Source organism: Spirosoma luteum DSM 19990, assembly GCF_000374065.1.
GTDB classification, from domain to species: domain Bacteria; phylum Bacteroidota; class Bacteroidia; order Cytophagales; family Spirosomataceae; genus Spirosoma; species Spirosoma luteum.
The window spans coordinates 216,157-241,892 of the sequence record NZ_KB893257.1 but is presented as its reverse complement, the minus strand read 5'-3'; the positions used below and the strand labels follow the sequence as shown (position 1 = coordinate 241,892).

19 protein-coding genes are annotated in these 25,736 nt (G+C 53.2%); 9 read left to right on the top strand and 10 right to left on the bottom strand.

Translation table 11 applies throughout. The features are described from left to right. Positions 1 to 18: 18 nt before the first annotated feature. The 4 genes from B156_RS0114025 to B156_RS0114005 form a co-directional block, all read right to left on the bottom strand. Positions 19 to 4,005, bottom strand: coding sequence for an FtsW/RodA/SpoVE family cell cycle protein (locus tag B156_RS0114025; protein ID WP_018620372.1), 3,987 nt, complete (start codon positions 4,003 to 4,005; stop codon positions 19 to 21). An 82-nt stretch (positions 4,006 to 4,087) separates the two neighbouring features. Next, positions 4,088 to 5,611: a serine/threonine-protein kinase gene (locus B156_RS0114020; RefSeq protein ID WP_018620371.1), complete on the bottom strand. Its 1,524-nt coding sequence runs from the start codon at positions 5,609 to 5,611 to the stop codon at positions 4,088 to 4,090. A gap of 5 nt (positions 5,612 to 5,616) precedes the next feature. Continuing rightward, complete coding sequence (locus B156_RS0114015) at positions 5,617 to 6,642, bottom strand: PP2C family protein-serine/threonine phosphatase (protein ID WP_018620370.1); 1,026 nt, start codon at positions 6,640 to 6,642, stop codon at positions 5,617 to 5,619. A 113-nt stretch (positions 6,643 to 6,755) separates the two neighbouring features. Then, positions 6,756 to 7,760, bottom strand: a complete 1,005-nt coding sequence (locus B156_RS0114005) for an FHA domain-containing protein (protein ID WP_018620369.1) — start codon at positions 7,758 to 7,760, stop codon at positions 6,756 to 6,758. 508 nt (positions 7,761 to 8,268) lie between these two features. Between B156_RS0114005 and kduI the strand changes: the two genes are divergently transcribed. The 6 genes from kduI to B156_RS0113975 all read left to right on the top strand — a co-directional run bounded on the left by kduI (position 8,269) and on the right by B156_RS0113975 (position 14,281). Further along, entirely contained in the window at positions 8,269 to 9,153 is an 885-nt protein-coding gene (gene kduI / locus B156_RS0114000; protein WP_018620368.1) for a 5-dehydro-4-deoxy-D-glucuronate isomerase, read from the top strand. 18 nt (positions 9,154 to 9,171) lie between these two features. Continuing rightward, positions 9,172 to 10,092 (top strand): ROK family protein, encoded by a 921-nt coding sequence (locus B156_RS0113995; protein ID WP_018620367.1) that lies wholly within the window; start codon positions 9,172 to 9,174, stop codon positions 10,090 to 10,092. A gap of 293 nt (positions 10,093 to 10,385) precedes the next feature. Beyond that, positions 10,386 to 11,255 carry a mechanosensitive ion channel family protein gene (locus B156_RS0113990; protein ID WP_018620366.1) on the top strand — a complete coding sequence of 290 codons (870 nt, stop codon included), beginning with the start codon at positions 10,386 to 10,388 and terminating at the stop codon, positions 11,253 to 11,255. A gap of 40 nt (positions 11,256 to 11,295) precedes the next feature. Continuing rightward, positions 11,296 to 13,035 (top strand): APC family permease, encoded by a 1,740-nt coding sequence (locus B156_RS0113985; protein WP_018620365.1) that lies wholly within the window; start codon positions 11,296 to 11,298, stop codon positions 13,033 to 13,035. A gap of 36 nt (positions 13,036 to 13,071) precedes the next feature. After that, positions 13,072 to 13,437, top strand: coding sequence for a hypothetical protein (locus tag B156_RS0113980; RefSeq protein ID WP_018620364.1), 366 nt, complete (start codon positions 13,072 to 13,074; stop codon positions 13,435 to 13,437). Positions 13,438 to 13,549: 112 nt separating this feature from the next. Then, positions 13,550 to 14,281 (top strand): DUF6503 family protein, encoded by a 732-nt coding sequence (locus B156_RS0113975; RefSeq protein ID WP_018620363.1) that lies wholly within the window; start codon positions 13,550 to 13,552, stop codon positions 14,279 to 14,281. Positions 14,282 to 14,434: 153 nt separating this feature from the next. Here B156_RS0113975 and treS read toward each other — a convergent pair whose 3' ends face one another. Continuing rightward, on the bottom strand, positions 14,435 to 17,785 hold the full coding sequence (treS, locus tag B156_RS0113970; protein WP_018620362.1) for a maltose alpha-D-glucosyltransferase: 3,351 nt from the start codon (positions 17,783 to 17,785) through the stop codon (positions 14,435 to 14,437). A 318-nt stretch (positions 17,786 to 18,103) separates the two neighbouring features. Here treS and B156_RS0113965 point away from each other — a divergent pair, with 318 nt between their 5' ends. Beyond that, positions 18,104 to 20,308: a bifunctional alpha,alpha-trehalose-phosphate synthase (UDP-forming)/trehalose-phosphatase gene (locus tag B156_RS0113965; RefSeq protein WP_018620361.1), complete on the top strand. Its 2,205-nt coding sequence runs from the start codon at positions 18,104 to 18,106 to the stop codon at positions 20,306 to 20,308. Positions 20,309 to 20,355: 47 nt separating this feature from the next. On the opposite strand, the gene B156_RS0113960 is transcribed toward B156_RS0113965, so the two are convergent. The 5 genes from B156_RS0113960 to moaC form a co-directional block, all read right to left on the bottom strand. Then, positions 20,356 to 20,826, bottom strand: coding sequence for a nucleoside deaminase (locus tag B156_RS0113960; protein WP_018620360.1), 471 nt, complete (start codon positions 20,824 to 20,826; stop codon positions 20,356 to 20,358). A 58-nt stretch (positions 20,827 to 20,884) separates the two neighbouring features. Beyond that, a complete protein-coding gene (locus B156_RS0113955) occupies positions 20,885 to 21,670 on the bottom strand; it encodes a nucleotidyltransferase domain-containing protein (RefSeq protein ID WP_018620359.1) in 786 nt (261 codons plus the stop codon). Positions 21,671 to 21,759: 89 nt separating this feature from the next. Beyond that, positions 21,760 to 22,368, bottom strand: a complete 609-nt coding sequence (locus tag B156_RS0113950) for a DUF6992 family protein (RefSeq protein ID WP_018620358.1) — start codon at positions 22,366 to 22,368, stop codon at positions 21,760 to 21,762. 24 nt (positions 22,369 to 22,392) lie between these two features. Then, positions 22,393 to 22,986: an NTP transferase domain-containing protein gene (locus B156_RS0113945; protein WP_018620357.1), complete on the bottom strand. Its 594-nt coding sequence runs from the start codon at positions 22,984 to 22,986 to the stop codon at positions 22,393 to 22,395. Beyond that, positions 22,979 to 23,455 (bottom strand): cyclic pyranopterin monophosphate synthase MoaC, encoded by a 477-nt coding sequence (moaC, locus tag B156_RS0113940; RefSeq protein ID WP_026260823.1) that lies wholly within the window; start codon positions 23,453 to 23,455, stop codon positions 22,979 to 22,981. The genes B156_RS0113945 and moaC overlap by 8 nt, the downstream gene beginning before the upstream one ends. Positions 23,456 to 23,798: 343 nt before the next feature. Between moaC and B156_RS0113935 the strand changes: the two genes are divergently transcribed. Together B156_RS0113935 and tnpA are read left to right on the top strand one after the other, a co-directional pair. Next, entirely contained in the window at positions 23,799 to 25,004 is a 1,206-nt protein-coding gene (locus tag B156_RS0113935; protein WP_018620355.1) for a molybdopterin molybdotransferase MoeA, read from the top strand. A gap of 157 nt (positions 25,005 to 25,161) precedes the next feature. Then, complete coding sequence (gene tnpA, locus B156_RS0113930; RefSeq protein WP_018620354.1) at positions 25,162 to 25,623, top strand: IS200/IS605 family transposase; 462 nt, start codon at positions 25,162 to 25,164, stop codon at positions 25,621 to 25,623. The last annotated feature ends 113 nt before the right edge of the window (positions 25,624 to 25,736 follow it).

Genomic DNA, 25,736 nt, shown 5'->3' with positions numbered 1-25,736 from the left:
CGTGATGGCCAGCGTGGATTAAAAACTTCCCAAATAGCCCCGCTCCTTCAGGATGGGGGCTACAACCGTATTCGCCAGTTTGACCGCATCCGCCGATGACTCACCCAACTCAATCCGGATGCAGGTAACCGTGTGAGAACGGCCATTGGGAGTAGGCGCAAAAAACACGTACCAGCCGTCGTTCTGCTTTTCTCCCAGCACAATCCGTTCCGGGGTTCCGGTTTTTCCCGCTACCCGACTCAGGCTGATTTTTGGCCGCCCGTTCGGGTTCGATTGCTCGATCATGAAATCACGCAGCAGGTCGGCATAAGCGGGCTGGCGGGCCAGCACAACCCCCGGTGCTACGGAAATCTGCTTCCCCGCCCGGCTAATCACGTAACGCGACGGCTGCATAACACCCCGGTTGGCAACGGCCCCCGCCATTCGGGCCAGCGCTACCGGCGTGGTGGCCAGTTGTCCCTGCCCCCAGGCCAGCCCCGAAAACTCACTTCGGTATCGGTTCGGATACGACAGGGTCCTGTACAAATTGCGCCGAACAACAAAAGAAGAATCGCGCCAGTGTTTCAGGATACGGGCTTTGTCGGCAGATGTGTGCTTGTTGTTGAATAAATAGCCCCCCACATAATCAATATTCATACCCGTTGCCAGGTACAGGTTTGCCATTTCCGTATCCAGGGCATAATCGTTGGCCAGCCGGATGAAATACACGTTACTCGACCGTACGATGGCTTCCCGCATGCTCACCTGTCCTCCGCAAGGTTCGCTTTCTACCCGTCCCCGCCGAATTATCTCTCCGCAACCAACGTAAACACTAACCTTGGCCGCGGGCATTCCCAGTTTGTTGAGAGCCGCCGTGGCTGTCATAATCTTGGCCGTTGAGCCGGGTGCGGTGGGGTACGTCAGGGCCAGGTCCCGCTCGGTGGTCAGGTACGGCAACCGGAGCCGCTCCTGATCCGGCAACAGTAGCTCATCCGGCCGCTGGAGGTTGGGCAACGGATTCAGGGCCGAGGCCAGTACGTCGCCGGTTGCGGCATCCAGCACCACCACCGACAGGCGTTTATCACTATAGTGCGAACTGTCCATTGCTTTTTGCAGGGCTACCTGCAGGGCCGCATCCACACTCAGGCGCAGGTCGCGATTGCGGGCCTGGCGTTCGGCCACTGCGGCTCCATCCAGCCCACTGCGCAGCGCCGGAGCCAGCTCCCGGTAATCGTACAGTGGCAAGGTAAGCGTTCGGGTTATGGCGGGGGTAAACCGATCAGCCCGGTACCGGCTGGTTAATAGCGTGTTCTGCTGGGGGTGATTATCGAAACCCCGCAGGTCGCTCAGATGGGCCGCTTCGGCAAAGTAGCCATTCTGCTGCCCCCAGAACAGGCGGGTGTTGGCATCGCCTACCCAATAAAAAAGGTGTTCGCCAAACGGGTAAAATCGCTGGAGTCGGCGACGGGTCAACTCCGTCACTTTGGTAGGGTCGAGACCCGCCTGCCGAAGCTGGGGCAGGTTGCGCAATACCGTGTCGGGTGAGCTGGTAGCCAGTACCCGCCCGTTTCTATCATACAATGTACCCGCAGCCAACGCATCGGTCAGGCGATTTATCCGGGGGTTGTAGCTGTACACGGGCAGCCCGTCGCGGCTCAGCACCCGGCTGGGCCGTACAATGTAATCGGGCCAGTGGACGAGCGCTACCTCCCCTGCTCTTCCGGCCAGTATGAGGGTGCCGAGCAAAAAACCGGCAATACCCGTAGCCAGCACCGGATCGTAATGCTTTTCGAGATAAGCGTGTTGCAGGGCTTCGCCAGGCCGGTTGGCGACGGAGAATACGACGCCCATAGCCGTGAGGTTGATGATGAGCGACACGTTGCCGTAACTCAGAAAAGGAACCGAAATACCCGTTAGCGGAAACACCCCCAATGACCCGCCCGCAATCAGCAGAAACTGTACGCCGGTAGCCAGCCCAATACCCGCACACAGGTAAAAACTAAACGGCTGCCCCGCCCGGCGGGCGTGCAACAGGCTTCGGTGCAGCAGGATAAAAAGCAGCAGGCAAACGGTTACCAGACCAACCCAGCCGAGACCTTCAGCCAGGCTGGGCAAAATCATATCGGTATGGGCAGCTGGCATTGCCGTAGCGTACCCCTTGCCCAGGCCCTGACCCGTCCACCCACCGGTCGCCATCGTCCAGAAGCTATGGGCCAGGTGATCACCCCCGTATACGTCATTGTTCCAGGGACTAAGCCACATTGCTTTACGGTCGGCCAGTCGATCCCCCACAAAGGGAATCTGATCGCCAAAGGCGAAAGTAGCCATAACCAGCACCAGCAGGACCGGTCCTTCTGCCAGCAGGGCCAGCCAGCCCGCTGCGGTTGTAGTACGGGCATGGCCACCCCAGATGAGCAGTCCAACCGCCCCCACCACACCTGCCAGGGTAGCGATTAGACCCGGCAGTTGCCACAAAGCCAACCCATAAATTACGCCAGCCAGCAGGGTGATGCCCAGCGTCTGACGGGCAATCGTGTAAAAAAGCAGAAACGTAAACCCAATCACCAGGGCGGGACCCATATCACCCAACAGCAGGTACAGGCCCATTAGCATGCCCGTTCCCAGAAAAACGCCGATGCTCACCCGCCACCGCCAGCGTAGATCGGGCAGGCTGCGGAGCTGTTCTTCATGGGCGGCAAAGAAACCCGCTAGGAAAACCAGAATCAGGTATTTTGTCAGTTCACTCGGCTGGAACAACAGCCCTCCTACCCGCAGGTTTACCCGAACGCCACTTCCCTCCGGCCCCGTACCAAAAGCCAGCGTCAGCCCAGCTAGTCCAAGTGCCAGGATTAACCACGTCCAGCCCGTGAGCCGAAAGGTAGACCGTTTACGAAGATTCACAAGCGGATCGAACCACCAGCGCGTATAGAATCGTCCGATGTTCAGCTGGGATACGATGACCATTCCCAGCAACCCCAGGCCGATTCCCAGCACCACCTGTCCGCCGTACATAATATCCTGCAGGGGGTCCTGAATGGACAGCAGGGTTAGCAGAGACAGGCCCGTGAGCAACATCAGAACGGGTAACAGCAGCGCGTCGGGCTGGAAGCGCCGAATCGACCAGAAAAGATGAACAACCCAGAAAGCCAGTAGGAACAGACCCACCTGCCACCCGTAATCAAGGCGAAACTGGTTGGGCGTTCGCATGGTGAACGAGTGGTCGCTTTTTAGTTGTCCGTAAACCACGGGGCCAATAAGCCGGAGGGTGTGCGGACGACCCGTAAACGTGTAGGCTACGGAGCGGGCAAGCCGGGCCATACCCCGCCGGGTACCAAACTCAAATCCCGGTTTCAGTGGTAATACGCTGTAGGCTCCGTCTGGCTGAAGCCCACCGAAGGTAAACCGGCCATCGGCATCCGTGCGGGCGTAGGTGAGTACGTCGACCGTTTCGTCCGTTTCCCGCTGCACCGGCCGGTGCCGTTTCAACTGCACCAGAACATGTGCTAGAGGGCGTGGCTCGGGCGCATCATTCAGCACCTGCCCACTCAGTTGCATGCCCCCCGCTCCTACCGACGAGGGATACGGGCGGGGGTTGTTCAGTTCACGCTGATACAGCACCGAATCGAACCCAATCTGTTGCCGGGATACCTGAAGCCGACTCTGGAAATCAGTGCCGCCAATGGGACTTCGCCAGGTCAACGGGGTACGGATGGCAAACGCCCGCTTGTTTATGGCTCCCAGGTTGTCGGGTGTACCGTACCGGCGCAGTTTGGCGGGCAACGAATCAGCCACCAGTGCCACATCGCGGTTATCAGTATAGTAATTTCCCTGCCTCAGTAGTTGCTGGAGGGCTGTGGGCTGAATGCCCGGCCGTAATGTTAGCTTGGTGCCGGCAGCATAATCCCGTTCAACCTGATTGAGGGCGGGCTGACGATTTACGTACAAACGGGTGAAGAGGACCAGTAGTAGAACCGTTACCCCCATCAGGTAGCTCCGTTCGGACAATATCCCGTTATGATTCACCATTTGCTGGATTTATTCGGTAGTAATCTGAGTGTGGCTGCCAGCCTCGTTTTGTAAGGAATGGGTGGCGAACAGGAACAGGTCATTAGGGGGTCAACGATGGTGTGGCGGACAGGCTATCAGGTATTTCCGGATCAGCCCGTAGCACCTTCGCCTTAAAACGCGTACCCCGCTGGCTGTCGGGTGCCAGCCGGGTCATGGTAGCCGCAGGGCCAACCTGATTGAAATACATGACTGTCGATTTCAACAGTCGCCCGTTCCCTTTCAGGTATTCCACCTTCACCGCGACGGACCGGAACGTGACGACCGACGGATTTTTCAGTTGAATGGACAGGTTTTTAACGCCACCGAACAACCCAACATCCCCGCCCATTGTGCGAACGGCCAGTTTCCGGGTTGCCTCGCTCACCTCCGCCTGATACTGTTGCCGGGCCTGTTCGAGCCGCAACCGGGCTTCTTCAGCCTGCCGGGCTGTGTCCACCTCGGCCGTGGTTGACGTTACGTTCGTCGATTCCTCAACGGCCAACGGCTGGGGGTCAGTCCGGTTGAAGCCCCAATAGGCCAAAACACCGCCTAACACCACCAGTGCCAGCAGTGCTGGCAGCAGCCAGTTTCGGCGGGAGGTGGATTGTGCCACTACTGGTTTTGAGGATTTGACCTGTGCGGGTTTGGCCACCGGCCGGGGAGCGCCCTGCGCAGCTACCGGAGTGTGGCTTTCCGTTCGGGCTTTTGGTATGGCTGGCTGGCGGCCTTTCTCCCGATATAACTGTTCGACTTCTGCCTGTTTGAGAATCAGTTTGATCTCATCGGGGTCATCGATGCGGTCCGTTGTTTTTTTAGCTAGCAGCTGACGAAGCAATTCTTCTAATCCCTCTGGCAGCAACTGACTGGTAGGCAGTACCGGGGCCGGGGGGGGCGTGGTCAGCACGGCATTCATAAACGTAACGATACCGGTTTCACTACCCAGAACAAAGGGCACCTTACCCGTAAAGCATTCATACAGCACCACACCAAAGGCGTAGTAATCAGCCGTTTTATCTACCTGCCGCGGATTGTCGAACTGTTCGGGAGCCGCGTATTCGTAGGTCATGAGCGACTGACCGGTCTGCGTTACTGGCTGCTCGTGCAATCGGGCAACGCCAAAGTCGGTCAGCAGAAAATGCAGCTCACCACTGGCCAGTTTATGGTAAAGAATGTTCTCCGGTTTCACGTCGCGGTGAACGATACCGTGGGCATGGATCAACCGAAATGCGTCGAGAATCTGTAGCCCCATACGAATGGTCATTTCAACGGACAGGTGTCCGCTCCCGGTAATCAACTGGCGCAGGTTACCTCCTTCCACGTAATCCATAACCAGGTACGGCAGGTCGGTATCCAGCCGGACTTCGCGCACCTTAACGATGTTCGGGTGATCCATCTGGGTCATGATGGCCGACTCCCGTTCGAAACGCCGGAGCGTGTCGGCATCCGTGTTGAGGGCAAAATGCTTGATGGCCACCAAATCGCCGGTGGCTATGTGCCGGGCCTTTAGTACCCGCGCGTTGCTGCGGGTAATTTCACCCAATACATCGTAGCCGGGAAAATGCGTATTAAAACTAACAGTTGCCATGGGAGCTAAGGCTTTTTAGTCGAATCGGGTTGGTTGGTGAGGTAGGTATTAGCCGTTGAATCAGTCGATATGGTTTTCGGGTCGTTGACTAATTTTGGTGAGCCAAACTGCCAGATTATCCCCGTCAGCATCATCAGTAATAGGAGTAGAACGAATCCGTACACCCATTTACGCGCCCGGCCCGATTCGGCACTCGGCTTTGCAACCGGTATGGAAACGGGCAACGGGGTTTCGGCCGGTATCGGCTCGGTGGGCATACTGGGCGATATGCCGTTGGCATGGACTGGGTACCGCGCCAGTACGACGGTAATATTATCCTGACCACCCTGCTCGTTAGCCAGGCGGATCAACTCAGCCACCTGTTCCTCTATGGGGGTGTCCTGGCTGATTACATCCACCAACTGCTGACGGGTAAGCATGTCGGTCAGGCCATCGCTGCACAACAGCAGCGTATCACCGGGGTTAAAATCCGTCTCGCCCGATTCCAGAAAACCGGCATCTTCGACCCGATGCAGTATGGAGCCTACATCCCGCAGAATCTCGTTTCGGCGGGGGTGCTGCATGGCTTCAAGCTCGGTCAGTTGGTTGGCATCTTCCCGAACGCCCACCAGCGAGTGGTCGTGGGTTAGCTTTTCCAATTGCTGCTGCCGGAAGCGGTACAGGCGCGTATCGCCCACGTGAACATATTGGACGGTACGGGTCTGCACATCGGCAATGGCAGCCGTCAGCACGCAGCACATGCGGGACAGGGCAGGGTCCTGCTCCCGCTGGCGAACAATCTGGTTGTTGGCATGCACGACAGCCTCACAGAGCATTGTCAGCGTATGGCCATTTTGGGTAGCCATATACTGATGGATGGCTTCTCTGGCTAGAGCAGCTGCCTGGGCACCCCCGGCATACCCTCCTACTCCGTCAATAACGACCAGCAGCGCCCGGTGCGCTGACCAGAGTGCTGAGTCAATAAAGGTATCCTGATTATCCTGCCGGTTGCGACCAACATCTGTTCGTCCGGCACGTTGTAATAAGCTCATAAATGGAATGAAGCAGGCTGCTCCGACTATCGGGGTAGGGTACGAAAATGCTGCACCAGCAGCAACAGGATAAAGGCCCCCAACAACACGGCTATCAGTATGTCGAACATTCGTCAGGCATTCGTTTTAAAGGTTAGCGTAACTGCTCCGTTGAGCAGAATTTGGGATGCATCCGGCAAGTCAACCCATACCGGATCTCCGGGTTCACTGCGGGCCACAATCCGTTCGTTCAGCCGGGTCTCGTGCTGACTGAACGAGGCCAGCTGAAACTGGCCGGATGCCGGGTCGTACCGAATCCGGGCGTGTGGGTTCGATACATAGGGCGAAGGTAATCGCAGGTAGTTGGCAAATGGTTCGTTGTCCGGCTCCTGCCGGGCTACCACCACTTCCCGGTCTTTCATCCAGTAGGTTTCTTCGGTATGCTGATCTGCCATGTAATAATCGAGCCGGGCCAGTGCATCGGGCCGAACAGAAGGCGGGGCGGGCAAAACGGCAACCGCTGCGGGTGCTGCTTCCGCTGGCTCATGATGAGCCAGCAGAGCAGGATCGATACGAACGGCAAACGCCCCCGACTCCCGGAAATCGATGTGCCTGAACGTCGGCAGATTCAAGTCTAATTTTGTGTAGACGTTTGTATTTTTCACTTTGCGGGTAGCCTTCAGGTTACGCCCCTTTTCCAACGCCAGTGTGCTACCGTTTTCGAGTGATGTACCCGTGAGCGATCCGATTACCTCCACGTCAACGGGGGTAATGGGTCGACCGTCAAACTCCGTACCGGGCCCGAATTTGAACTGCCAGTGCGAGGCTACGGTAACAATCCGATCCTGCTCCGTTTTGCGTTGATTGATCCGTTGGTAAAAAGCGTTTACCGCTTCATTGACAATAACGGGTAAAGCCGCCAGCCGCTCGGTATAGGTAACCGGATGCAGGATAATAACGTAATGCGCGTCAAATAATAGACTCATCCCAATACTTTCCCGGTCCAGCGACGTTTCAAAGCAGCGGATCAGTTCATGCAGCATACGTTCGTTCGTAACCGTTTCGGGTACCTGCAGTTTTCGTTTGGGCACGAGTAAACTTCCCAGTTGCTCCCAAAGCCGATCGGGTGATTTCTCCATTATACTGATGATGCGTTAATCACTCTAACAAACGATATCCCTCCTGAGTTATTTAAATTACTGAGTGGAATGGCTAAAGATAGCTCCTTCATCCGTTGTTCACATAACTCAGCATACCACCAGGGTTATATCTATGACTGGGTATGCCTATTGTTAGTCACCCAATCTACGCTATCTGCACAGGGGTAACTTAATGACTGAAGATCACCTGCGTTGATGCATCACTCCATCCCCAACATGTGTGCGTATAAGTATCCACTTTACACACAGGCATTGCGTTTGGCAGGCCGGAGTAACTACTGTAAACCAGAACCGCCCGGTTACCTGATTTACTAAAACAGTAGAAAAACTCAGAATGGAACGGGTATTTTAACCAATTACAGGGTATGTAACGCTCCTGTCCGACTCTTATTGATGGTTATTCATGCCAATGATAAACTGCCCCCATTTTTTTTCATCTCACAAAAACATCTGATCGCTCTGCCGGAAACAGATACTCCCAACGCGTATGCAAACTGAACTAACTAAACCCGCCAATAGCCAAATTCAACAGAAAGCCGCTTTCGAAAGCCGGTATGCGGCTTCTCCCAACGAAGTGAAAGGCATGAGCACGGAGCAGCTCCGGCAGAATTTTCTAATCAGCAACCTGTTTCAGCCCGATCAGTTCCGCTGGGTACTCTCATTTTTTGATCGGTATCTCACCGGGGGTGTCGTGCCGGTATCCGGCCCGCTAACCCTGGAAGCCCCCGACCAATTAAAAGCGGCTTATTTTCTGGAGCGTCGGGAGTTGGGAATCATCAATATTGGCGAACCGGGACAAGTACTGGCTGATGGCGTAGCGTATAACCTGGACTTTAAAGAAGCCCTTTACATTGGACAGGGAACGAAAGTTATCCAGTTCAGTTCGCACGATGAGGGTGCCCCCGCCCGGTTTTATCTGAATTCTACACCTGCTACCCATCCCTACCCCACCCGCAAAGTGTCGCGAACCGATGCCGAAGTCGTTGAACTGGGCAGTATGGAAACGGCCAATCACCGCACTATCAATAAACTTCTGGTCAACAGCATACTACCCACCTGCCAGTTGCAGATGGGTATGACTGAACTAAAAGCGGGTAGTGTCTGGAACACGATGCCTGCCCACACGCACGACCGGCGTATGGAGGTTTATCTGTATTTTGACATTCCCGAAGGGCAGAGCGTCTGCCATTTTATGGGCCAGCCCCAGGAAACCCGCCATATTTGGATGCAGAACGAACAGGCCGTAATTTCGCCCAACTGGTCTATTCACTCAGGTGCGGGCACCTCCAACTACACCTTTATCTGGGGTATGGCCGGTGAAAACCTCGATTATGGCGACATGGATTTCTGCGCCATTCCCGACCTGCGCTGAACTGTAACCCAAATACCCATGCAAACCTACTGGGGTGTCGATTTAGGCGGCACCAAAATCGAAGGCGTTATTTTATCCTCCCCGTCTCCGGATTCAGTTATCATCCGCAAGCGAATCGACACCGAATCCCACCTGGGTTATGACCATGTAGTAAGCCAGATTGGAAAACTCATACAACTACTCAAGGACGAAACGGGTTTACGGCCCGAGAAGATTGGTTTTTGCACGCCCGGCACGATGGATCCTGAAACCGGCACGATGAAAAACTCGAACATGACCTTCATCAATGGGCAACCATTCCGGGACGATCTGGCCCGTACGCTGGGGGTGCCGGTTTCCACCACGAATGATGCGAATTGCTTTGCCCTGTCCGAAGCCACCATGGGTATTGTACAGGATGTCATCCCCGACTTTCGGATGGTGTTCGGTGTTATTCTGGGAACGGGTGTAGGTGGGGGCGTGGTGTTCCGGGGCTCCGACGGCCGCCCCGTGGTGCAGGCCGGTCGGCAGGGAATTGGGGGTGAGTGGGGCCATAACATCCTGGAAGAGAACGGCTACGAATGCTATTGCGGCAAACGGGGTTGTAATGAGCAGGTCATTTCCGGTCCGGCCCTCCAGCGATTTTACCGGGAGCAAAGCGGAGAGGAACGCACCCTGAAGGTTATTCTCGAACGCTACCAGCAAGGCATCGATCCGTACGCTGCGGCTACCATTGAGCGGTTACTCGAAAACTTTGGCCGGGCCGTATCGACCCTGGTCAACATCCTGGACCCGGATGCCATCGTCCTGGGCGGGGGCGTCGGTAATGTCGATTTGCTTTATACAGAAGGGGTAGAGCGAGCCAAAAAATACGTGTTCAACAGCGGTAAACTCAGTACGCTTTTTCTGAAACCCAAACTAGGCGATAGTGCCGGGGTATTTGGAGCTGCCCTTCTCTAGTGAAAAGGATTCATCCGTACGCTCTTAAAAGCTGTTTGAGTTAATCACTTTGGCCTAAAAACTCGTCTTTTGTCCTTAGTCTGCGTTACTTTCCTAGCCCGTAACTAAGGCTACGGCCTGTGAAAGTGCCTTGCCTAAGACCAAAACCCATCGCTTTTCGACTCAAATTGCTAGCTCAAACAGCTTCTTATCAAATTCTAAGTTGATATTAAGCAGAGATTAAGTAATGATCAGGAAATTGGCCTACGTATCCCTCCTGCCGTATCGCCTGTATAAACCAGCTCATTACACGCATGAACACCGTTCGCCAGTTCCTGAATTTTGAATTAATTCACCTCAAAGCCTTCACGCTTACCGTGGCCGATATTTGTTCGGCCCTGCTGGTTATCGTTTTAGCAAGGGTACTCCTGCACCTGCTGAAAAAATACGTTCTGCAACTGTTCTATAAACGCCGGAACGTAGCGGTAGGTCAGCAGTTTGCCATCAATCAGCTAATTAAATATGCCCTGTACCCAATCGTTATTATACTGGTCATGCAGTCATTGGGCATTCAGCCATCCGTACTGCTGGCCGGTGGTGCTGCCCTGTTGGTTGGTATTGGTCTGGGGCTGCAACAAACCTTCAAAGACCTGTTTTCGGGGATTATTTTGCTGGTGGAAGGTACGGTTCGGGTAGATGACATGGTGGTGATTGACGACACGATTGTGATGGTAAAAGAGATTGGTTTGCGCACCTCCAAAGTAGAAACGCGGGACGAAACCGTCAAAATAGTGCCGAACTCGAAACTGGTAGAAGATACGGTCATCAACTGGTCGCACAACAATCGTCCAACCCGTTTTCATGTCGATGTGGGCGTTGCTTACGGCAGTGATTTGGGGCTGGTTAAATCGCTGCTGCTCAAAGCGGCCAACGAGCACGGTCAAATCTTGAAAAATCCCCCGGCTACGGTGCAGTTTCGGGAGTTTGGCTCGTCATCGCTGGATTTTAAACTGTTTTTTTACAGCTACGAGTTTTTGCGAATCGAAGTCGTAAAAAGCGATCTCCGTTTTCGGGTCGACGAATTATTCCGTCAACATACCATTACCATTCCATTTCCCCAGCAGGAAGTCTGGTTTAGAAATGAACTGTCAACCAGTCCATCAAAAGAGCATCAGAACGCGTAAAATTACTTTAGATTAGCAGTGACTTTACGCCACGTTATTCATGCAACCAACGCATACCAAACTCAGTGAACTTCCCGCATCGGCCATTTGTGGTAATGATATCAGTTCCTCGTGCCTTTATGTGTCGGCACTCAGCATTCTGTACGCCGGGCAATATGCCTGGATATCGCTGCTGCTGGTAGGCGGAACGCTGTTTTTGTTTCGTAAAATTTACGGCGAGGTTGTTGGGGCCTTACCGCTCAATGGGGGTGCCTACAACGTGCTGCTCAACTCGGCCAACAAGTCGATGGCGTCGCTGGCTGCGTGCCTGACCATTCTGTCTTACGTGGCCACGAGTGTTATTTCGGCGAACGAGGCCGTCCATTATGCGGCCCTGTTTAGTGATGCGGTCCCGATAATAGCGGGTACCATTGGGCTGTTGCTCCTGTTTTTTCTGCTGAACCTGCTCGGATTGAAGGAGTCGTCAAAAGCGGCTGTAATCATCTTTATCTTTCATCTGGTTACGCTGGTTGTTCTGTGTTTAGTTTGTGGCTGGTATGTTTTCAAGAATGGGCTGGATAATTTCTCAGTCAATTTTTCTACCCCATCCGAACACAGTATTTCATTTCAATTATTTGCGGGTTTTGCAGCCGCCATGCTGGGCATTTCTGGCTTCGAGAGTTCGGCCAATTACGTGGAAGAGCAGGCCGACGGAGTGTTTCCCAAAACACTCCGTAACATGTGGATTATCGTTACCATTTTCAACCCGCTCATTGCCCTGCTGGCACTGAGCATTATGCCCATGAGCGAAGTAGCAGGCCACCAGGAATCACTGCTGGCCTTTATGGGCGAACGGGCGGGTGGCCAGTGGCTCTCGTGGCTGGTATCGGTCGATGCGATGCTGGTACTAAGCGGTGCCGTGCTAACCTCATTCGTGGGCGTAAGCGGACTCATGAAGCGGATGACGCTGGACCGCATCTTTCCGCAGTTTTTACTGAAGGAGAACAAACGACAGGCTCCGTACTTTATCCTGTTACTTTTTTTCCTGCTGTGCGTGGCTATTTTGCTAAGCACAGCAGGCGAACTTACTACCCTGGCGGGTGTGTATACCATTTCGTTCCTGGCGGTAATGGGCCTGTTCGGCATCGGCAACTTGTTGCTTAAACTCCGCCGAAAACGCCTGCCCCGCCCCGAACGAGCCACAACGGGGACTGTATTTTTGGCACTGATAGCGGTGGGTGTAGCTCTTTGGGGAAATGTGGTGCTCAATCCAAGCTACCTATGGGTGTTTTTTGAATACTTCATTCCCACGTTCCTGATTGCCCTGATGATGATGGACCGTTCGCTGATTTTAAAGGGCCTGCTGTCGGTCATTCTGTACCTGTTCAAACCACTCAAACGCAGCATCGAACGGTTTACCCACTGGACCAATCAGACCATCAAAAGCATCAACGACCAGGAGTTTGTCTTTTTTTCCAAAGGGGATGATATAGCATCCCTCAACCAGGTGATGATTTATATTCAGGACAACGAGGAAACGAACAGACTACGCATTGTAACCGTCGAGAATGACCGATTTAAAGCACCCGTCCACCTGCACCGGGATATTGAAACTCTCGACCGGGCCTATCCTGAAATTGACATCACCTACGAAAAAATAGAGGGTACTTTCAACCCCGAATTGATAAAAGAATTGTCGAACAAATGGGGAATACCGACCAATTTTATGTTTATCGGCTCCCCCAGCCAAAAATTCCAGTACCGCATCGAAGATCTCGGTGGGGTGCGGCTCATTATCTGACAGAGCCGCTTTTGTTTCACTTAACGACAACAGATCATGAACAAGCAGGACTATATTCCAACCGTAATTTCCTGGGCAGAAGCGCACGGCTTCGAAGAAATAAAAGCTAACCTGCCCGATGACGACGATTTTGAAACCCCGATTTCCTACGAACGCCAGAACGATGAGGAAGCGTTTGTGCCGGACGTTACGGGTAAGGTATTCAGCGAGAAATCGTATTTCGAAGTGATTCTGAAAACCGACAAAACCCGTCGGCTCGTGTCGAAGCTAAAACTTATCAGTGTACTGGCTGGTCGGCGGGGGGGTAAGCTATACATGATGGCGCCCAAAGGACATTATCAATTTGCGAAATCCCTCATCAGCGAGAATCACCTTGGAGCCGAACTGATTAAACTGAACTGACAGCAATGCCCTGAACGAAGTGTTTCCTGATTGCTGTTCACCAAAGAAGAAGCTCCGGTCGTTACGTCCGGAGCCTTTTTGTCGGTTTGAGTCTTATTCTTCCTGTCAACGTATGTATCGTCTTACCCTTTACTCATTACTGCTGCTCATTACGATTGCCTGCCAGCCGCAAAATCCCGGCCAGACGATTATCAACCAGTCGATTGCTGCCCACGGGGGCGATGCCTGGCTGGGGAAGCGCATCTCCTTCGATTTTCGCCAGTTTCACCTTATGCTGGAACAGCAGGGCGGACAGTTTCGGTACGAACGCACCTATACCGACTCGACCGGAACACCCATCAAAGAAATTCTGACGAACAGTTCGTTTACCCGGCTGCTGAACAATCAGCCCCAGACGCTCGATACGGCTCAGGTGGGCAAATACAGCCGGGCGGTCAACTCCGTGGCGTACTTCGTGTTGCTGCCTTTCAAGCTAGCCGACCCCGCCGTACAGGCTGATGTGGTTGGCGAAAGCAAACTAGACGGACAGGTTTACGACAAAGTACGGGTGCGGTTTCGGGCCGAAGGGGGTGGCAAAGACCACGGCGACGTATTCTTTTACTGGTTTAACCGGCAAACCCACACCATGGATTACCTGGCCTACAGCGAAGGAGGTCCCCGTTTTCGGAAAGCCATCAACCCGAAAGTGGTCGGTGGTATTCGGTTTCAGGATTACATCAATTACAAAGGCGACGAGAAAGACACTACCTCCGTTGGGCAGTACGACCAGCGCTACTCAGCCGGTCAACTCCCCGAACTGTCCCGAATTGAGCAAACGAATATCCGGGTAGAAGATATGCCTTAGCTCTCAGTGAAAGAGTCTGTAATCGAAATACCCTAACTGTTTTCTAATGGCCTACAACCACAAAATCGCCGTGTGATTCGTAAATCACACGGCGATTTTGTGGTTTAATAGTAATCTGTAACCGATGAACGCCGTTGGCTTAAGTCAGCGTACTCAGGCCAGTTCCGGTTCGGGGGTGACTTGATCCGAAGCCGTCATGATCGATTTGATGATCTGGAGCGGAATACGTACCCAATCGGGGCGGTGATTGAGCTCGTAATTCAGGTCGGCAATGGCCTTTTCGAGCAGGAACGTTTCGAGCATCAATTCCAGATCATCCGGCTGGCTGGGCACAAACGAACTACCCTGTACCGTTTCCAGGTATGCTTTCATAAAGAATCCGCTCATGTGGTGCGCCCAGAATTCGGCGTAGGGCAGCAGTTGAACCGTTTCCTCTTTGGGAACCTGATTGGTTGTAAAGAACCCTTCGTAGGCTACATAATAGAATGAGCGAATCATGGCTGCTGCATCGCGCAGGGGTGACCGTTTCAGCCGCCGTTCGCTGTAGCTCCGGTTTGGGTCGCCACCAAAATCCTGAATGGCAATATCCCTGCCCGTCAGCAGAATCTTTTCCAGTTGCAGGTCGCCATGAATACGAATTTTAACCGTGTCCAGTTTCTTGCTGTAAATCCGTTTCAGCTTCGTCAGCATGGCTTCCCTTCGGTCCAGCATCCGCTCCACATCCGGCCGATACTCGGCCGGAACGCGTTGCAGGTTTCGTTGCTGGCTCTGGTACGTTTCGCGCACCAGCGATTGCAATCCCGAAAACAACGACCGCTGATAGTGCAGCGAGAACTCTTCGGGGGCAAAATCTTTTAAGGTCTTGTTCGAGGCCAGTGCCAGGTGCATCTGACCGATACGAACACCTAGCAGCCGGGACTGTTCAGCTGCCCGTCGGCCCAGCAACTCCTGAGTATCGTCGGGCAGGTCTTTAAACCCAACCGGCTGACTCAGTGTACTACGCGGCACGTCCATAAGGGCGGCTACCCTGGCTTTGTCTCGGGAAAGAACTCGTTCGATGTAGTTATTGATTCGCTCCAGCACGTAGGTTTTTCCATCCCCGTGTCGGGCCACCATTTCTTCCAAATTGCCCAGCATGATCGACTCGCTGGACGATACCATCTCTACCGAACCAACCAGAGCAGGTACGTAGGCGAACGAAGCCGTTTCGGATAAAAAGTGCGTTAACTCAGCGTCGGGGTTGATAGACAGGTCTACTTTGCGATACAGTTTAAGGAGGTAATTGGTATCGTAGCCAATGGATACGTAATCTGTGCCGGTAATCAGCAGTTTGGATTTTATCTCCTTGTTTTTTTGGAGGTACGCATTCAGCTCCGGCTTGCTCTCGAACAGCAGCCCATTCTCCGGGTTCCTGCCTGCTTCGGCCATCTGCCGGAGCAATGCCTGCTGCACCCCGGCAACGTAAAGCCCATCGCAAAGAACACCGGTGTCCTCCCCTATTTCGGCCACGGCCATAATAGACTGCGGACAGTTACGGGTCAACTTGTCGGCCTGTGCTTCACTGGCAAAGGTCAGAGCCAGTTGGAAGGTTTCGGGCAGGCCCCGCTCGTAGGCCACTTCAATCAGTACAATATAGGCGGTGCCTTCGGCCAGCGTGAGTCGGGCATGGTTGCGAATGGTCACGTCGCGCATGGCCTGCTTCTTCTTATCAAACCAGTCGACCCGCATGAGGTAGTCGGGTAATACGACAGTTTCCAGCACGGTACGCGTTCCATTAGTCAGCAGTGTATGCCAGTCATCGATACGCACCATAGGCAACTTGAGCGCCTTCGCAGCGCCCGTTTGTGCTTTTTCCAACACAAACCACTGGTAATCATGCGGTGCCAGCGTGAAGAAATACATTTCACTGTCGGTAATAGGCGGGAAGGCATTTTTGCTGAAGGCTTCTACCGGCACGTAGCCGTCGAACCCGCTCAACTCAACCTGTGCCGGTTGCGAATACTTCGACAGGTTGACCACAATCAGCAGCGTCTGGTCCTCGTAGGTACGGGTAAACGCCAGCACTTTGGGATTCTCAACATTCAGGAACTTCATATCGCCCCGCCCAAACGCTTTGTAGTGCTTGCGCAGGTTAATCATCCGTTTCATGAACCAGAACAACGACGAGGTATTGTTGCGCTGGGTTTCCACGTTTACCGATTCATAATGGTATTCCGGGTCCAGAATGGTAGGTAAGTAAAGTTTTTGCGGATTGGTGCTCGAAAAACCGGCGTTACGGTCGGGTGACCATTGCATAGGGGTCCGTACGCCATCCCGGTCGCCCAGGTATACGTTATCGCCCATGCCAATTTCATCACCGTAATAGATAACCGGGGTACCGGGCAACGAAAATAACAGGCTGTTCAGCAGTTCTATCTTCTTGCGGTTGTTCTGCATCAGCGGGGCCAGCCGGTGCCGGATACCCAGGTTGATTTTCGCCTTCGGGTCTTTGGCGTACGTCTTGTACATGTAATCCCTCTCCTCGTCGGTCACCATTTCGAGCGTCAGCTCGTCGTGATTCCGCAGGAAAATAGCCCACTGGCAGTTATCGGGAATAGCGGGGGTCTGGTCAAAAATATCGGTAAGGGGATACCGGTCTTCCATTTGCAGGGCCATGAACATGCGGGGCATCACCGGAAAGTGGTAGTTCATGTGGCACTCGTCGCCATCGCCAAAGTAGGAAGCCGAATCCTCGGGCCACATGTTGGCTTCGGCCAGGAATACCACGCCCGGAAAATGCGCGTCGACGTGCGACCGAAGCTTTTTCAGGAAATCGTGGGTTTCAGGCAGGTTTTCGCCGTTGGTACCCTCCCGTTCAAACAGGTACGGAACGGCGTCCAGCCGGAACCCATCAACGCCCAGTTCGCACCAGTAGTCGATCATTTTGAATACTTCGGCCTGCACCAGCGGGCTGTCGTAATTCAGGTCGGGCTGGTGGTGGAAAAAGCGGTGCCAGTAGTACTGCTGCGCTTCGTTGTCCCAGGTCCAGTTAGACGTTTCAAAATCCTGGAAAATAATTCGTACGTCTTTCCACTGCGTCGGGTCATCAGTCCAGACGTAGTAATCGCGTTCGGGTGAGCCTTTGGGTGCCCGGCGTGCCCGCTGAAACCAGGGGTGCTGGTCGGACGAATGGTTGATAACCAGTTCGGTAATTACCTTCAGGTCCCGGTCGTGGGCTTCTTTGAGTAGCGTTTTGAACTCGGCAATATTCCCGTACGATGGGTTAATGGTGTAATAATCGGCAATGTCATAGCCATCGTCACGCAGGGGAGAGGGATAAAACGGAAGCAACCAGATAGCCGTGACACCCAGTTCCTGTAAATAATCCAGTTTCTCAAGCAGGCCCTGAAAATCACCTACCCCGTCGCCATTACCGTCACGGAACGCTTTTATGTGTAATTCATAAATGATGGCATCCTTATACCATCGTAGGTTAGCCTGTATATCTGTGTTGTTATCCGTCATGAGTAAGTTTTTAAGAGTATTGTTATTGACCAACCGGCACACATACGTTCGGTGGGTAGTATAGCAGGGGACAAAGCGTTCATCTTATGCCCGCCGAAGAACTAACTATTTAACCGCAGGAGGGTTTTAGTGTTTTCGACTGGCGTATTGAATCAGTGGCAATTTGTACCGATACCTTAAGAATTGGCTTACAATTCACTTAGAAATTGCTTAGAGGGTACAACTACTTATTCTAATACTTTTCTAAGATTTGCTTAAGCCTCCTCTAAGTCAGTACAGCGATATTTACATAAATACAACTAACCTTCCGCAACATTCATGAACACATTTAACCGATTATTAATCGTTTCCTATCGTCTGCCCTTTACTATTCGGGAGCGAGAAGAAGGGGTAGAACTGATTCAAAACTCCGGCGGTCTGGTTTCAGCGGTGTTATCCATGGCCGAACGAATGGGGCAAAGCCAGCAGGGAACCTCGGCCAAAATCCACTGGGTTGGTCATGCCGCTTCCTCTCTGAAACATATCGACACATCGAGGCTGGAAAATGAAACCTTTGTGGCCCACCCGGTATTCATAGACGACGATGTAAACAAGGGGTTTTACGAAGGATTCAGCAATGACCTCATCTGGCCTTTGTTTCACTATTTTCCTTCCTATGCCAACTTCAACGAAAGCGACTTTCAGCATTACCAGCAGGCAAACACCCGTTTTCTGGAAGAATTAACCGCCCTGATTGAACCCGGCGATTTTGTCTGGATTCATGATTTCCAGCTAATGCTGTTGCCCAACATGGTGCGGCAGGCGGTTCCGGATGCCAGTATCGGGTACTTTTTCCACATTCCCTTTCCAACCTTTGAAATCATTAAACTACTGCCCCGCACCTGGCGGCAGGTGCTGATCGAGGGCCTGCTGGGCGCTGATGTAGTTGGTTTCCACACGCCTGATTATGTCCAGCATTTTTTGCAGAGTGTTGCTGAAGTACTGGCCTTACCTACCATTGAGCAGCGGGTGGTACTGCCCGAACGCTCGGTTCTGGTGAAAGACTTCCCCATCAGTATCGACTTTGTTAAGTTCAACTGGAGCAGTCAGGAGCCCGAAGTGGTCGCTACCCGGCAGGAATACCAGGACTCACTCCGAAACAATAAAATCATTTTTTCCGTCGACCGACTCGACTACACCAAAGGAATCACGTACCGCCTGCAGGGATTCGAGCGATTTTTGACCGAAAATCCGGACTGGCATGACAAAGTAACCTTCGTGATGACGGTTGTCCCCTCCCGGGATAAAATTAGCCAGTATCAGGAACTGAAACGGGAAATAGAGGAAGCGGTCGGGCGGATAAACGGTCAATTTGGCACCATTGGCTGGCGACCCATTATCTACCTTTATCGGTCGCTGAATTTTACCGAATTACTGGCCCTGTACACCGCCTGCGATGTGGCCCTGATTACCCCCGTCCGGGATGGTATGAACCTGGTTTGTAAAGAGTTTGTAGCCAGCCGTTACGACCACAAAGGCGTATTGATTCTGAGTGAACTGGCCGGAGCCGCTCAGGAACTAAACAACGCCCTGATTATAAACCCTACCGACACCCAGGAAATGGCAAACGCCATTAAACAGGGGCTGTCAATGCCGCTGCCTGAACAGGAACGACGAATACTGGCGATGCAGCATCACCTGCAAAACCACAGCGTTTTCCGGTGGAGTAACGATTTTTTCACTGCTTTCGATGATACCATGACCAACCAACCCGAGTTAGAAACCACCCTGCCCGTTGTTCCGTTTATAACCGCTTTTAGCGAAGCTAAGCAGCGTTTGCTGTTGTTTGACTTCGATGGAACCCTGTCTCCCATCGTTAATGACCCCTCCGAGGCCCGGCTCTCGGAGACCCTGACCGAAACCCTGCACACGCTGGCGGAGCACAGTAATCTGGTCGTTATCAGCGGGCGTAACCGGGCATTTCTCGAAAAAACGTTCACGGGCATTCCCGTTCATCTGGTAGCCGAACACGGCGCTTTCCTTAAAAATCCAGATAAGCCCTGGACCCGGCTCGACTTGACGGCCGACGACTGGGTCGACTCGGTTCGGCTCACAATGGATGAGTTTGTGGAGCGGTTCCCCGGCACGTCTGTAGAAGCGAAAGAAACGGCTATTGCCTGGCATTACCGGCGGGCAGAATCCGACGACATTGAAGGGCAGGCCGTTGAACTGGCCACCCAGCTCCGCAGCCTTTCCTCGTCTGTTCCGCTGGCTGTTATTCAGGGTAGTAAAGTAATTGAAGTAAAACCCGCTCAGCACAGTAAAGGCACAGTAGCGGCTACCCTGTTCGAAGACAGTCCGTATGACTTTGTGGTAAGCATTGGGGATGACACCACCGACGAAGACATGTTCAGGCAGTTACCCAACTGGGCATACACGATAAAAGTGGGCGCGGGTGTTTCATTTGCCCGGTACCGGCTCGCCCGACAGCGGGACGTAGTTGCGCTGCTCCGGCAAATGAGCGATGCACTAATTCCCGCCTAACCCCAATCTGGCCTTCCCATTTTTTACCTTTCTGTACTGGCCCGGTGTCAGTACGGAATTCGTTTTTCCAGGGCTTCCCATTCCTGAAAAACAGCGTTGGCTTCTTCACGTAGTAATTGCTGCATCGGAATTTTTCGTTCCTCGCGGGGTTTGTCCAGTTCTTCGTAGATAAACTGGTCGTCGAAACCGGCACCGGCTGCGTCGGAGTGAAAGGCTCCGTACACAATTCGGCTGGGTCTGGCCCAGTAAATAGCGCCCAGGCACATGGGGCAGGGTTCGCAGGAGGCATACAGGGTACAGCCTTCCAGTTGAAACGTACCCAGGTTTCGGCACGCATCCCGGATGGCTACCACTTCGGCGTGGGCCGTAGGGTCGTTGGTTGAGGTAACCTGGTTATAGCCCCGTCCCACTATTTTGCCGTCGCGAACAACAAGGGAGCCAAACGGCCCGCCCTGATTAGTGGTCATACCCTCGCGGGCAAGCTGGAACGTCTGTCGGAGAAAAAAGTCGTCATTCATTGTCATTGGCAGTCATTCATTGTCATTGGCAGTCACAAATGGCAATGAATGATTCGTTTTAAAGCGTAGAAATATAGCGGGTAACGGCTAGCTGAGCGGCCCTGTTTTTCGGGAATGTATCCGGGGTCAATGCGTCGCGCAATGATTCGTAAAGATACATCACCTCCCATAAACTACTAAGCAGGGTGGCGCGGTCGGGCGTAGCCACCGTCCGGCGAAGCTGCGTCAGCTCATCCGTTTTGAACGTTGTTTCGGCCCGGCGCACGCCCCTGGGCAAACCCGAATTTTTGAGGTGCAGCATCGGCCCCAGCACGGCATTCCGGACAAAGGCCAGAAAATCAATGGCTTCGAAAAACTCCCCCCGGCCAATTTTGACGGCTGCATAGTGCGCCCAGATCCAGAACCGGTCTTCGGTCCATTGAAAATCGAAGGGCGGGTATTTGGCTCTCGACTGCTCCATAATTTTCGTCAACGCCTGGTATCGTTCCCAAAGTATGACCGGGTCTTCTATCCGGTCATAAAACTCGTCGGGCAACAGAAACTTGATATCAACGTGCAGCAGAGAAGCTTCGTAGAGTACAATCAGCAACCGAATTTCGCCCACATGATCACCCCGGAAGGAAGCCAGCATCGGACCGAACCTATTGGCATACGCCTGCATCTCAAGGAGGTCCGGCGCAATTTTTCGATTCGTGACCACCACCAGGTCGAGGTCCGAATAAGCGTCCATTTCACCCGATGCCCAGGAACCGCCCGCACCCAAACCAACCGCATGAGGGTCCTGCTGTATTTGTTCAATAGCGGTTGTAATGAACGACTGAAAAGGTTGCAGATGGTCTGACATGGCTTGGTTACGGCTGGTAAATTATTGCGTAACCGTCCGCTAATTTGATTAGTTCAGAGTGGTACATTTTTTACCAGTTAAGCCAGCACCTAGCGAATGGGCAGCCCAACGCCTACACCGTTGGGCGTGGCGGAGAGCAGCAATCGTTCCTGTTTATCGCCCCGGCTTTTAAAAATAAAGTAATTGACAAGGTCGAACGCCAGCAGGAATCCACCCTGATACATAATGGATTTGCCGTAGCCTCGCAGTTGGTCAGCCTTGTTAGGATGCGAAGTTGAACGCTCCTGCAGGTAGCCCCCACCCACCACGTAAGCAACATCCAACCCGGCATTGATAAGCAAAATCTGTTTCATATTCTCATGCTGCCGCACCGCATCGGCCAGGGTTTCAGCATCGGCATTACGCTTGCGCGACCCGAGCAAACCGGCCCCGGCAATACCCAGGTTGAACAGGTTCCAGTACACATTCATCTTGTGAAATTGCTTTGTTTCACCCGTAGTCTGTCTGGCGGCTACGGCACCCACGGCAATGTTGGCCAGAGCAAAACTGCCGAGGGCTAAACCCAGTGTTTTCTGGTGTTTGATACGCTGTTCGCTAAACGCCCGTAGTTCGGGCGAGGGTGTTGCGCGCTGGGCCGTTGCGGCATGGCCCAGCAACAGGGAGCCAGCGGCAATAAACAGGCTTCGGATGGGGTTCATACGTTGTTAATTGCGGTATGAACCTCAGAATTTGTCCCGATGTTTCAACGCCTTTTGTTCCGCTGGTTTATTCACATTGAGCAGTTCCCGCACGTCGGGAACCGTCAGCAGGTGGCAGTCGGCCAGCATCAGTATAGGCCGGGGGGCGTAGTAGCCCGATGCCAGCGCCGTTTGCAGAATGGGTTCGATGGTTGGCTCCCAGATACTTAGCAAGGGTTCTGGAAACTGCCCGTTTGAATCGTAAAATGCCGTGGCTGGTTTGGATTCATCACGACCATCTACCAGTACTCTCAACGAAGTTTCGGTCAGCAGTGGCATATCGCAGGCCACTACCAGCCAGGCAGCTTTTGGGTCCTGCCGGAAAGCCGATAAAATCCCGTTGAGCGGCCCAGGAATATCGAATTCATCGACAATAAGTGGTTGCGTTGCATTCGACAGTTCAGATGCCTGCCCCGCGTTGACCGACCAGAAAACAGTATCACAAAAGGGTTGGAGCAAATCCGTAAGGTGTTCACGCTGGGGTTTTTCGTGGTAAATAAGCCGGGATTTATCCTGCCCCATCCGGGTACTGCGTCCGCCCGTCAGCACAAGGCCATTGAGCACAATCGGCTTATTCATCGCGCAGAAAATGTCGTTTACCCCCTGTTTTCTCCATCAGTTTCGTTTCCCGAATTATGATATCGTGGGAGAAGGCTTTGCACATATCGTAAATGGTCAGAGCCGCTACCGATGCCCCTACCAACGCTTCCATCTCTACCCCGGTCTTACCCTCAGTCGATACCAGGCATTCGATAATAGCATCCGTCCCGTCGGTGTTGATGGTAATCTGGCAATTGTCTAACCCGAGCGAGTGGCACAGCGGAATCAGGTCGTCGGTGCGTTTGGCAGCCATCGTACCGGCAATAATAGCGGTCTGGAAAACGGGACCTTTTTTGGTCGAAATATCCGTGCCGACAAAGTGCTGCATAATGTCGGGACCCAGGGCCACAACGCTGCGGGCGCGGGCGGTCCGGCGGGTAACGGTCTTCCCCCCCACGTCCACCATAGCAGGGTTATTATCGGCGTTGAGGTGCGTAAATGAGGCCATTGTCAGGTATTGTTGTTTGGTTGCAAACATACGGGCTGTAGCCGCAGAATCCTCATTTGTACCCGGTTGTTTTGAAAGGCGTATTTTAGAATCGCCGGTAGGTTACAGATCCCGGGATTACCAGCCGGATAATTTTATGGCGCGAGAGTAGCCCTACTACCGGTTTCCAGAAATCGATACCCAACCAATACTAGTCAGGAGGTTAGTGTGTTTGTCGACCGGCCATAGAAGGTTGGTTTTATCATCAGCGTACAAGAAACAATACCCCTCTTTTTATCATTTACTGAGGATGAAGTGGTAACTCGTACCACCGGACAAGACCGCCTTTAACCCGTAAATCCGTATGCTTTCCGTTTCCGATGCGTTCACCCTCATGCAGCAGCATGTGCTGACCCTACCCACCGAAAGAGTTCCAATCCACGATGCGACGGGCCGTGTACTGCGTGAAGCCATCAAAGCTGACCGCGACTTCCCCCCCTTCGACCGGGTGGCGATGGATGGCATCGGTATTCAGTTTGCGGATTATAGTGCCGGACAGCGAATATTCCGGGTAGTGGGGATGCAGCGCGCTGGTGAGCCGCAGAAAAAACTGACGGAATCAACCACCTGCCTGGAAGTAATGACGGGGGCCATGCTACCTATTGGGATCGATACGGTAGTTCGGTACGAAGATGTGACCATAACCGACGGGCAGGCCACAATTACCATTGGCGATGTAGAAAAGGGCCTGAACATTCACGCCCAGGCCACCGACCGGAAAGCGGGTGAAGAGCTCCTGCCGGTTGGAACCTGGATGGGTCCATCCGAGATGGCCGTAGCCGCGTCGGTGGGGCAAACCGAGCTGGTAGTAACTGCCCTCCCCCGCGTGGCCCTTATCTCCACCGGCGATGAACTGGTGGCGGTAAATGAAACACCCCTGCCCTACCAGATTCGGCGGTCGAACACGTACATGGTACAAACAGTGCTGCTATCCCTGGGTATCCACGCCACTATGCACCACATTACCGACGATGAAGCCATTTTGAAGACTGAAATAGAACACCTGCTGGCCAATAACGATGTGCTCATCCTGAGTGGGGGCGTTTCGGCCGGGAAGGCTGATTTTGTCCCGGCCGTACTAACCAGCCTGGGGGTGCAACAGCGCTTTCATAAGATAGAACAAAAGCCCGGCAAGCCTCTTTGGTTTGGCACAATGGGCAACAAGACAGTTTTCGGGCTACCCGGCAATCCGGTTTCTACGGTGCTTTGTGGGTGTCGATACGTACTGCCTTACCTGCGGGCATCACTGGGGCTGGCACCCGCGCCGGTACAGTACGCTCAGTTGGCCACCCGCATTGCGTTCAGACCCAATCTCACCTATTTCCTGCCGGTGAAACTTACCTCCGAAACCGACGGACGAACGATGGCGCATTCACTGCCGGGTTCCGGCTCCGCCGATTTCGCCAACCTAACAGCCGCCGACGGGTTTATGGAACTGCCCGCCAGTCAGTCGGAGTTTGAGGCTGGTGAAGTTTTTCGGGTGTGGGTAATGCCGGGGACGGTCCGCTGAAGCAGTCCGTCCGCTGAAGCAGACGGCAACTAATGAGAAGTCCTCTGCGGGACTTTTTGCCTATTGTCTCGCATTTCATCTGAAGTCCCGAAAGGGACTTTTCGTCCGTTGCCGTCTGCTTTGGCGGACGAAAAAGAAAAGCAAAAACATATCAACAATGTCTCACACCCGGATTTTAATTCATGCTGTATTCTCGACCAAGAACCGGGAGCCCACTTTATCAAAAGAGATTAAAGACATTGTATGCGAACATATTCAGGAAGAGACCCGAAAAAAATCTATCCGGCTGCTTATCATAAACGGGCATCTCGACCATTTACACTGCCTGATCAGTCTTGGGCCAAAACAGTGCATAGCGGATGTAATGCAATCTATCAAAGGCGGGTCGGCTTACTGGTTCAATAATAAAAGCGGGCTGGCTGGTTCCGGCCGATTAACGTGGCAGGACGATTATTTTGCCGTATCTGTGAGTGAGTCTCACCTGGAACGCGTACACGCCTATATTCAGAACCAGGAGCAACATCATCAGGGCATGACTTACTATCAGGAAATAGAACGGATGGCCGAGAAGTTGGGTTTTAATTTAGGTCCGTCCGCAGAAGCAGACGGCAATGAATAAGAATCATTACAGGACTCAACGGCTTTATCAGCAGACCAAAAAGTCCCTAAGAGCATCCCACCCGTTGCCGTCTGCTTTAGCTGACGGAAAAGAGAGTAGAAAGAAGACTCTTT

Excerpts from the sequence above, each read along its gene's own strand:
- B156_RS0113935 (WP_018620355.1), top strand. The coding sequence starts at position 23,799 with ATGCTTTCCGTTTCCGATGCGTTCACCCTCATGCAGCAGCATGTGCTG.
- B156_RS0113965 (WP_018620361.1), top strand. The coding sequence starts at position 18,104 with ATGAACACATTTAACCGATTATTAATCGTTTCCTATCGTCTGCCCTTT.
- treS (WP_018620362.1), bottom strand. The coding sequence starts at position 17,785 with ATGACGGATAACAACACAGATATACAGGCTAACCTACGATGGTATAAG.
- B156_RS0113955 (WP_018620359.1), bottom strand. The coding sequence starts at position 21,670 with ATGTCAGACCATCTGCAACCTTTTCAGTCGTTCATTACAACCGCTATT.
- kduI (WP_018620368.1), top strand. The coding sequence starts at position 8,269 with ATGCAAACTGAACTAACTAAACCCGCCAATAGCCAAATTCAACAGAAA.
- B156_RS0114015 (WP_018620370.1), bottom strand. The coding sequence starts at position 6,642 with ATGAGCTTATTACAACGTGCCGGACGAACAGATGTTGGTCGCAACCGG.
- B156_RS0113975 (WP_018620363.1), top strand. The coding sequence starts at position 13,550 with ATGTATCGTCTTACCCTTTACTCATTACTGCTGCTCATTACGATTGCC.
- B156_RS0113980 (WP_018620364.1), top strand. The coding sequence starts at position 13,072 with ATGAACAAGCAGGACTATATTCCAACCGTAATTTCCTGGGCAGAAGCG.
- B156_RS0113985 (WP_018620365.1), top strand. The coding sequence starts at position 11,296 with ATGCAACCAACGCATACCAAACTCAGTGAACTTCCCGCATCGGCCATT.
- moaC (WP_026260823.1), bottom strand. The coding sequence starts at position 23,455 with ATGGCCTCATTTACGCACCTCAACGCCGATAATAACCCTGCTATGGTG.
- B156_RS0113945 (WP_018620357.1), bottom strand. The coding sequence starts at position 22,986 with ATGAATAAGCCGATTGTGCTCAATGGCCTTGTGCTGACGGGCGGACGC.
- B156_RS0114005 (WP_018620369.1), bottom strand. The coding sequence starts at position 7,760 with ATGGAGAAATCACCCGATCGGCTTTGGGAGCAACTGGGAAGTTTACTC.
- B156_RS0113960 (WP_018620360.1), bottom strand. The coding sequence starts at position 20,826 with ATGAATGACGACTTTTTTCTCCGACAGACGTTCCAGCTTGCCCGCGAG.
- B156_RS0113950 (WP_018620358.1), bottom strand. The coding sequence starts at position 22,368 with ATGAACCCCATCCGAAGCCTGTTTATTGCCGCTGGCTCCCTGTTGCTG.
- B156_RS0113995 (WP_018620367.1), top strand. The coding sequence starts at position 9,172 with ATGCAAACCTACTGGGGTGTCGATTTAGGCGGCACCAAAATCGAAGGC.
- B156_RS0114025 (WP_018620372.1), bottom strand. The coding sequence starts at position 4,005 with ATGGTGAATCATAACGGGATATTGTCCGAACGGAGCTACCTGATGGGG.
- tnpA (WP_018620354.1), top strand. The coding sequence starts at position 25,162 with ATGTCTCACACCCGGATTTTAATTCATGCTGTATTCTCGACCAAGAAC.
- B156_RS0113990 (WP_018620366.1), top strand. The coding sequence starts at position 10,386 with ATGAACACCGTTCGCCAGTTCCTGAATTTTGAATTAATTCACCTCAAA.
- B156_RS0114020 (WP_018620371.1), bottom strand. The coding sequence starts at position 5,611 with ATGGCAACTGTTAGTTTTAATACGCATTTTCCCGGCTACGATGTATTG.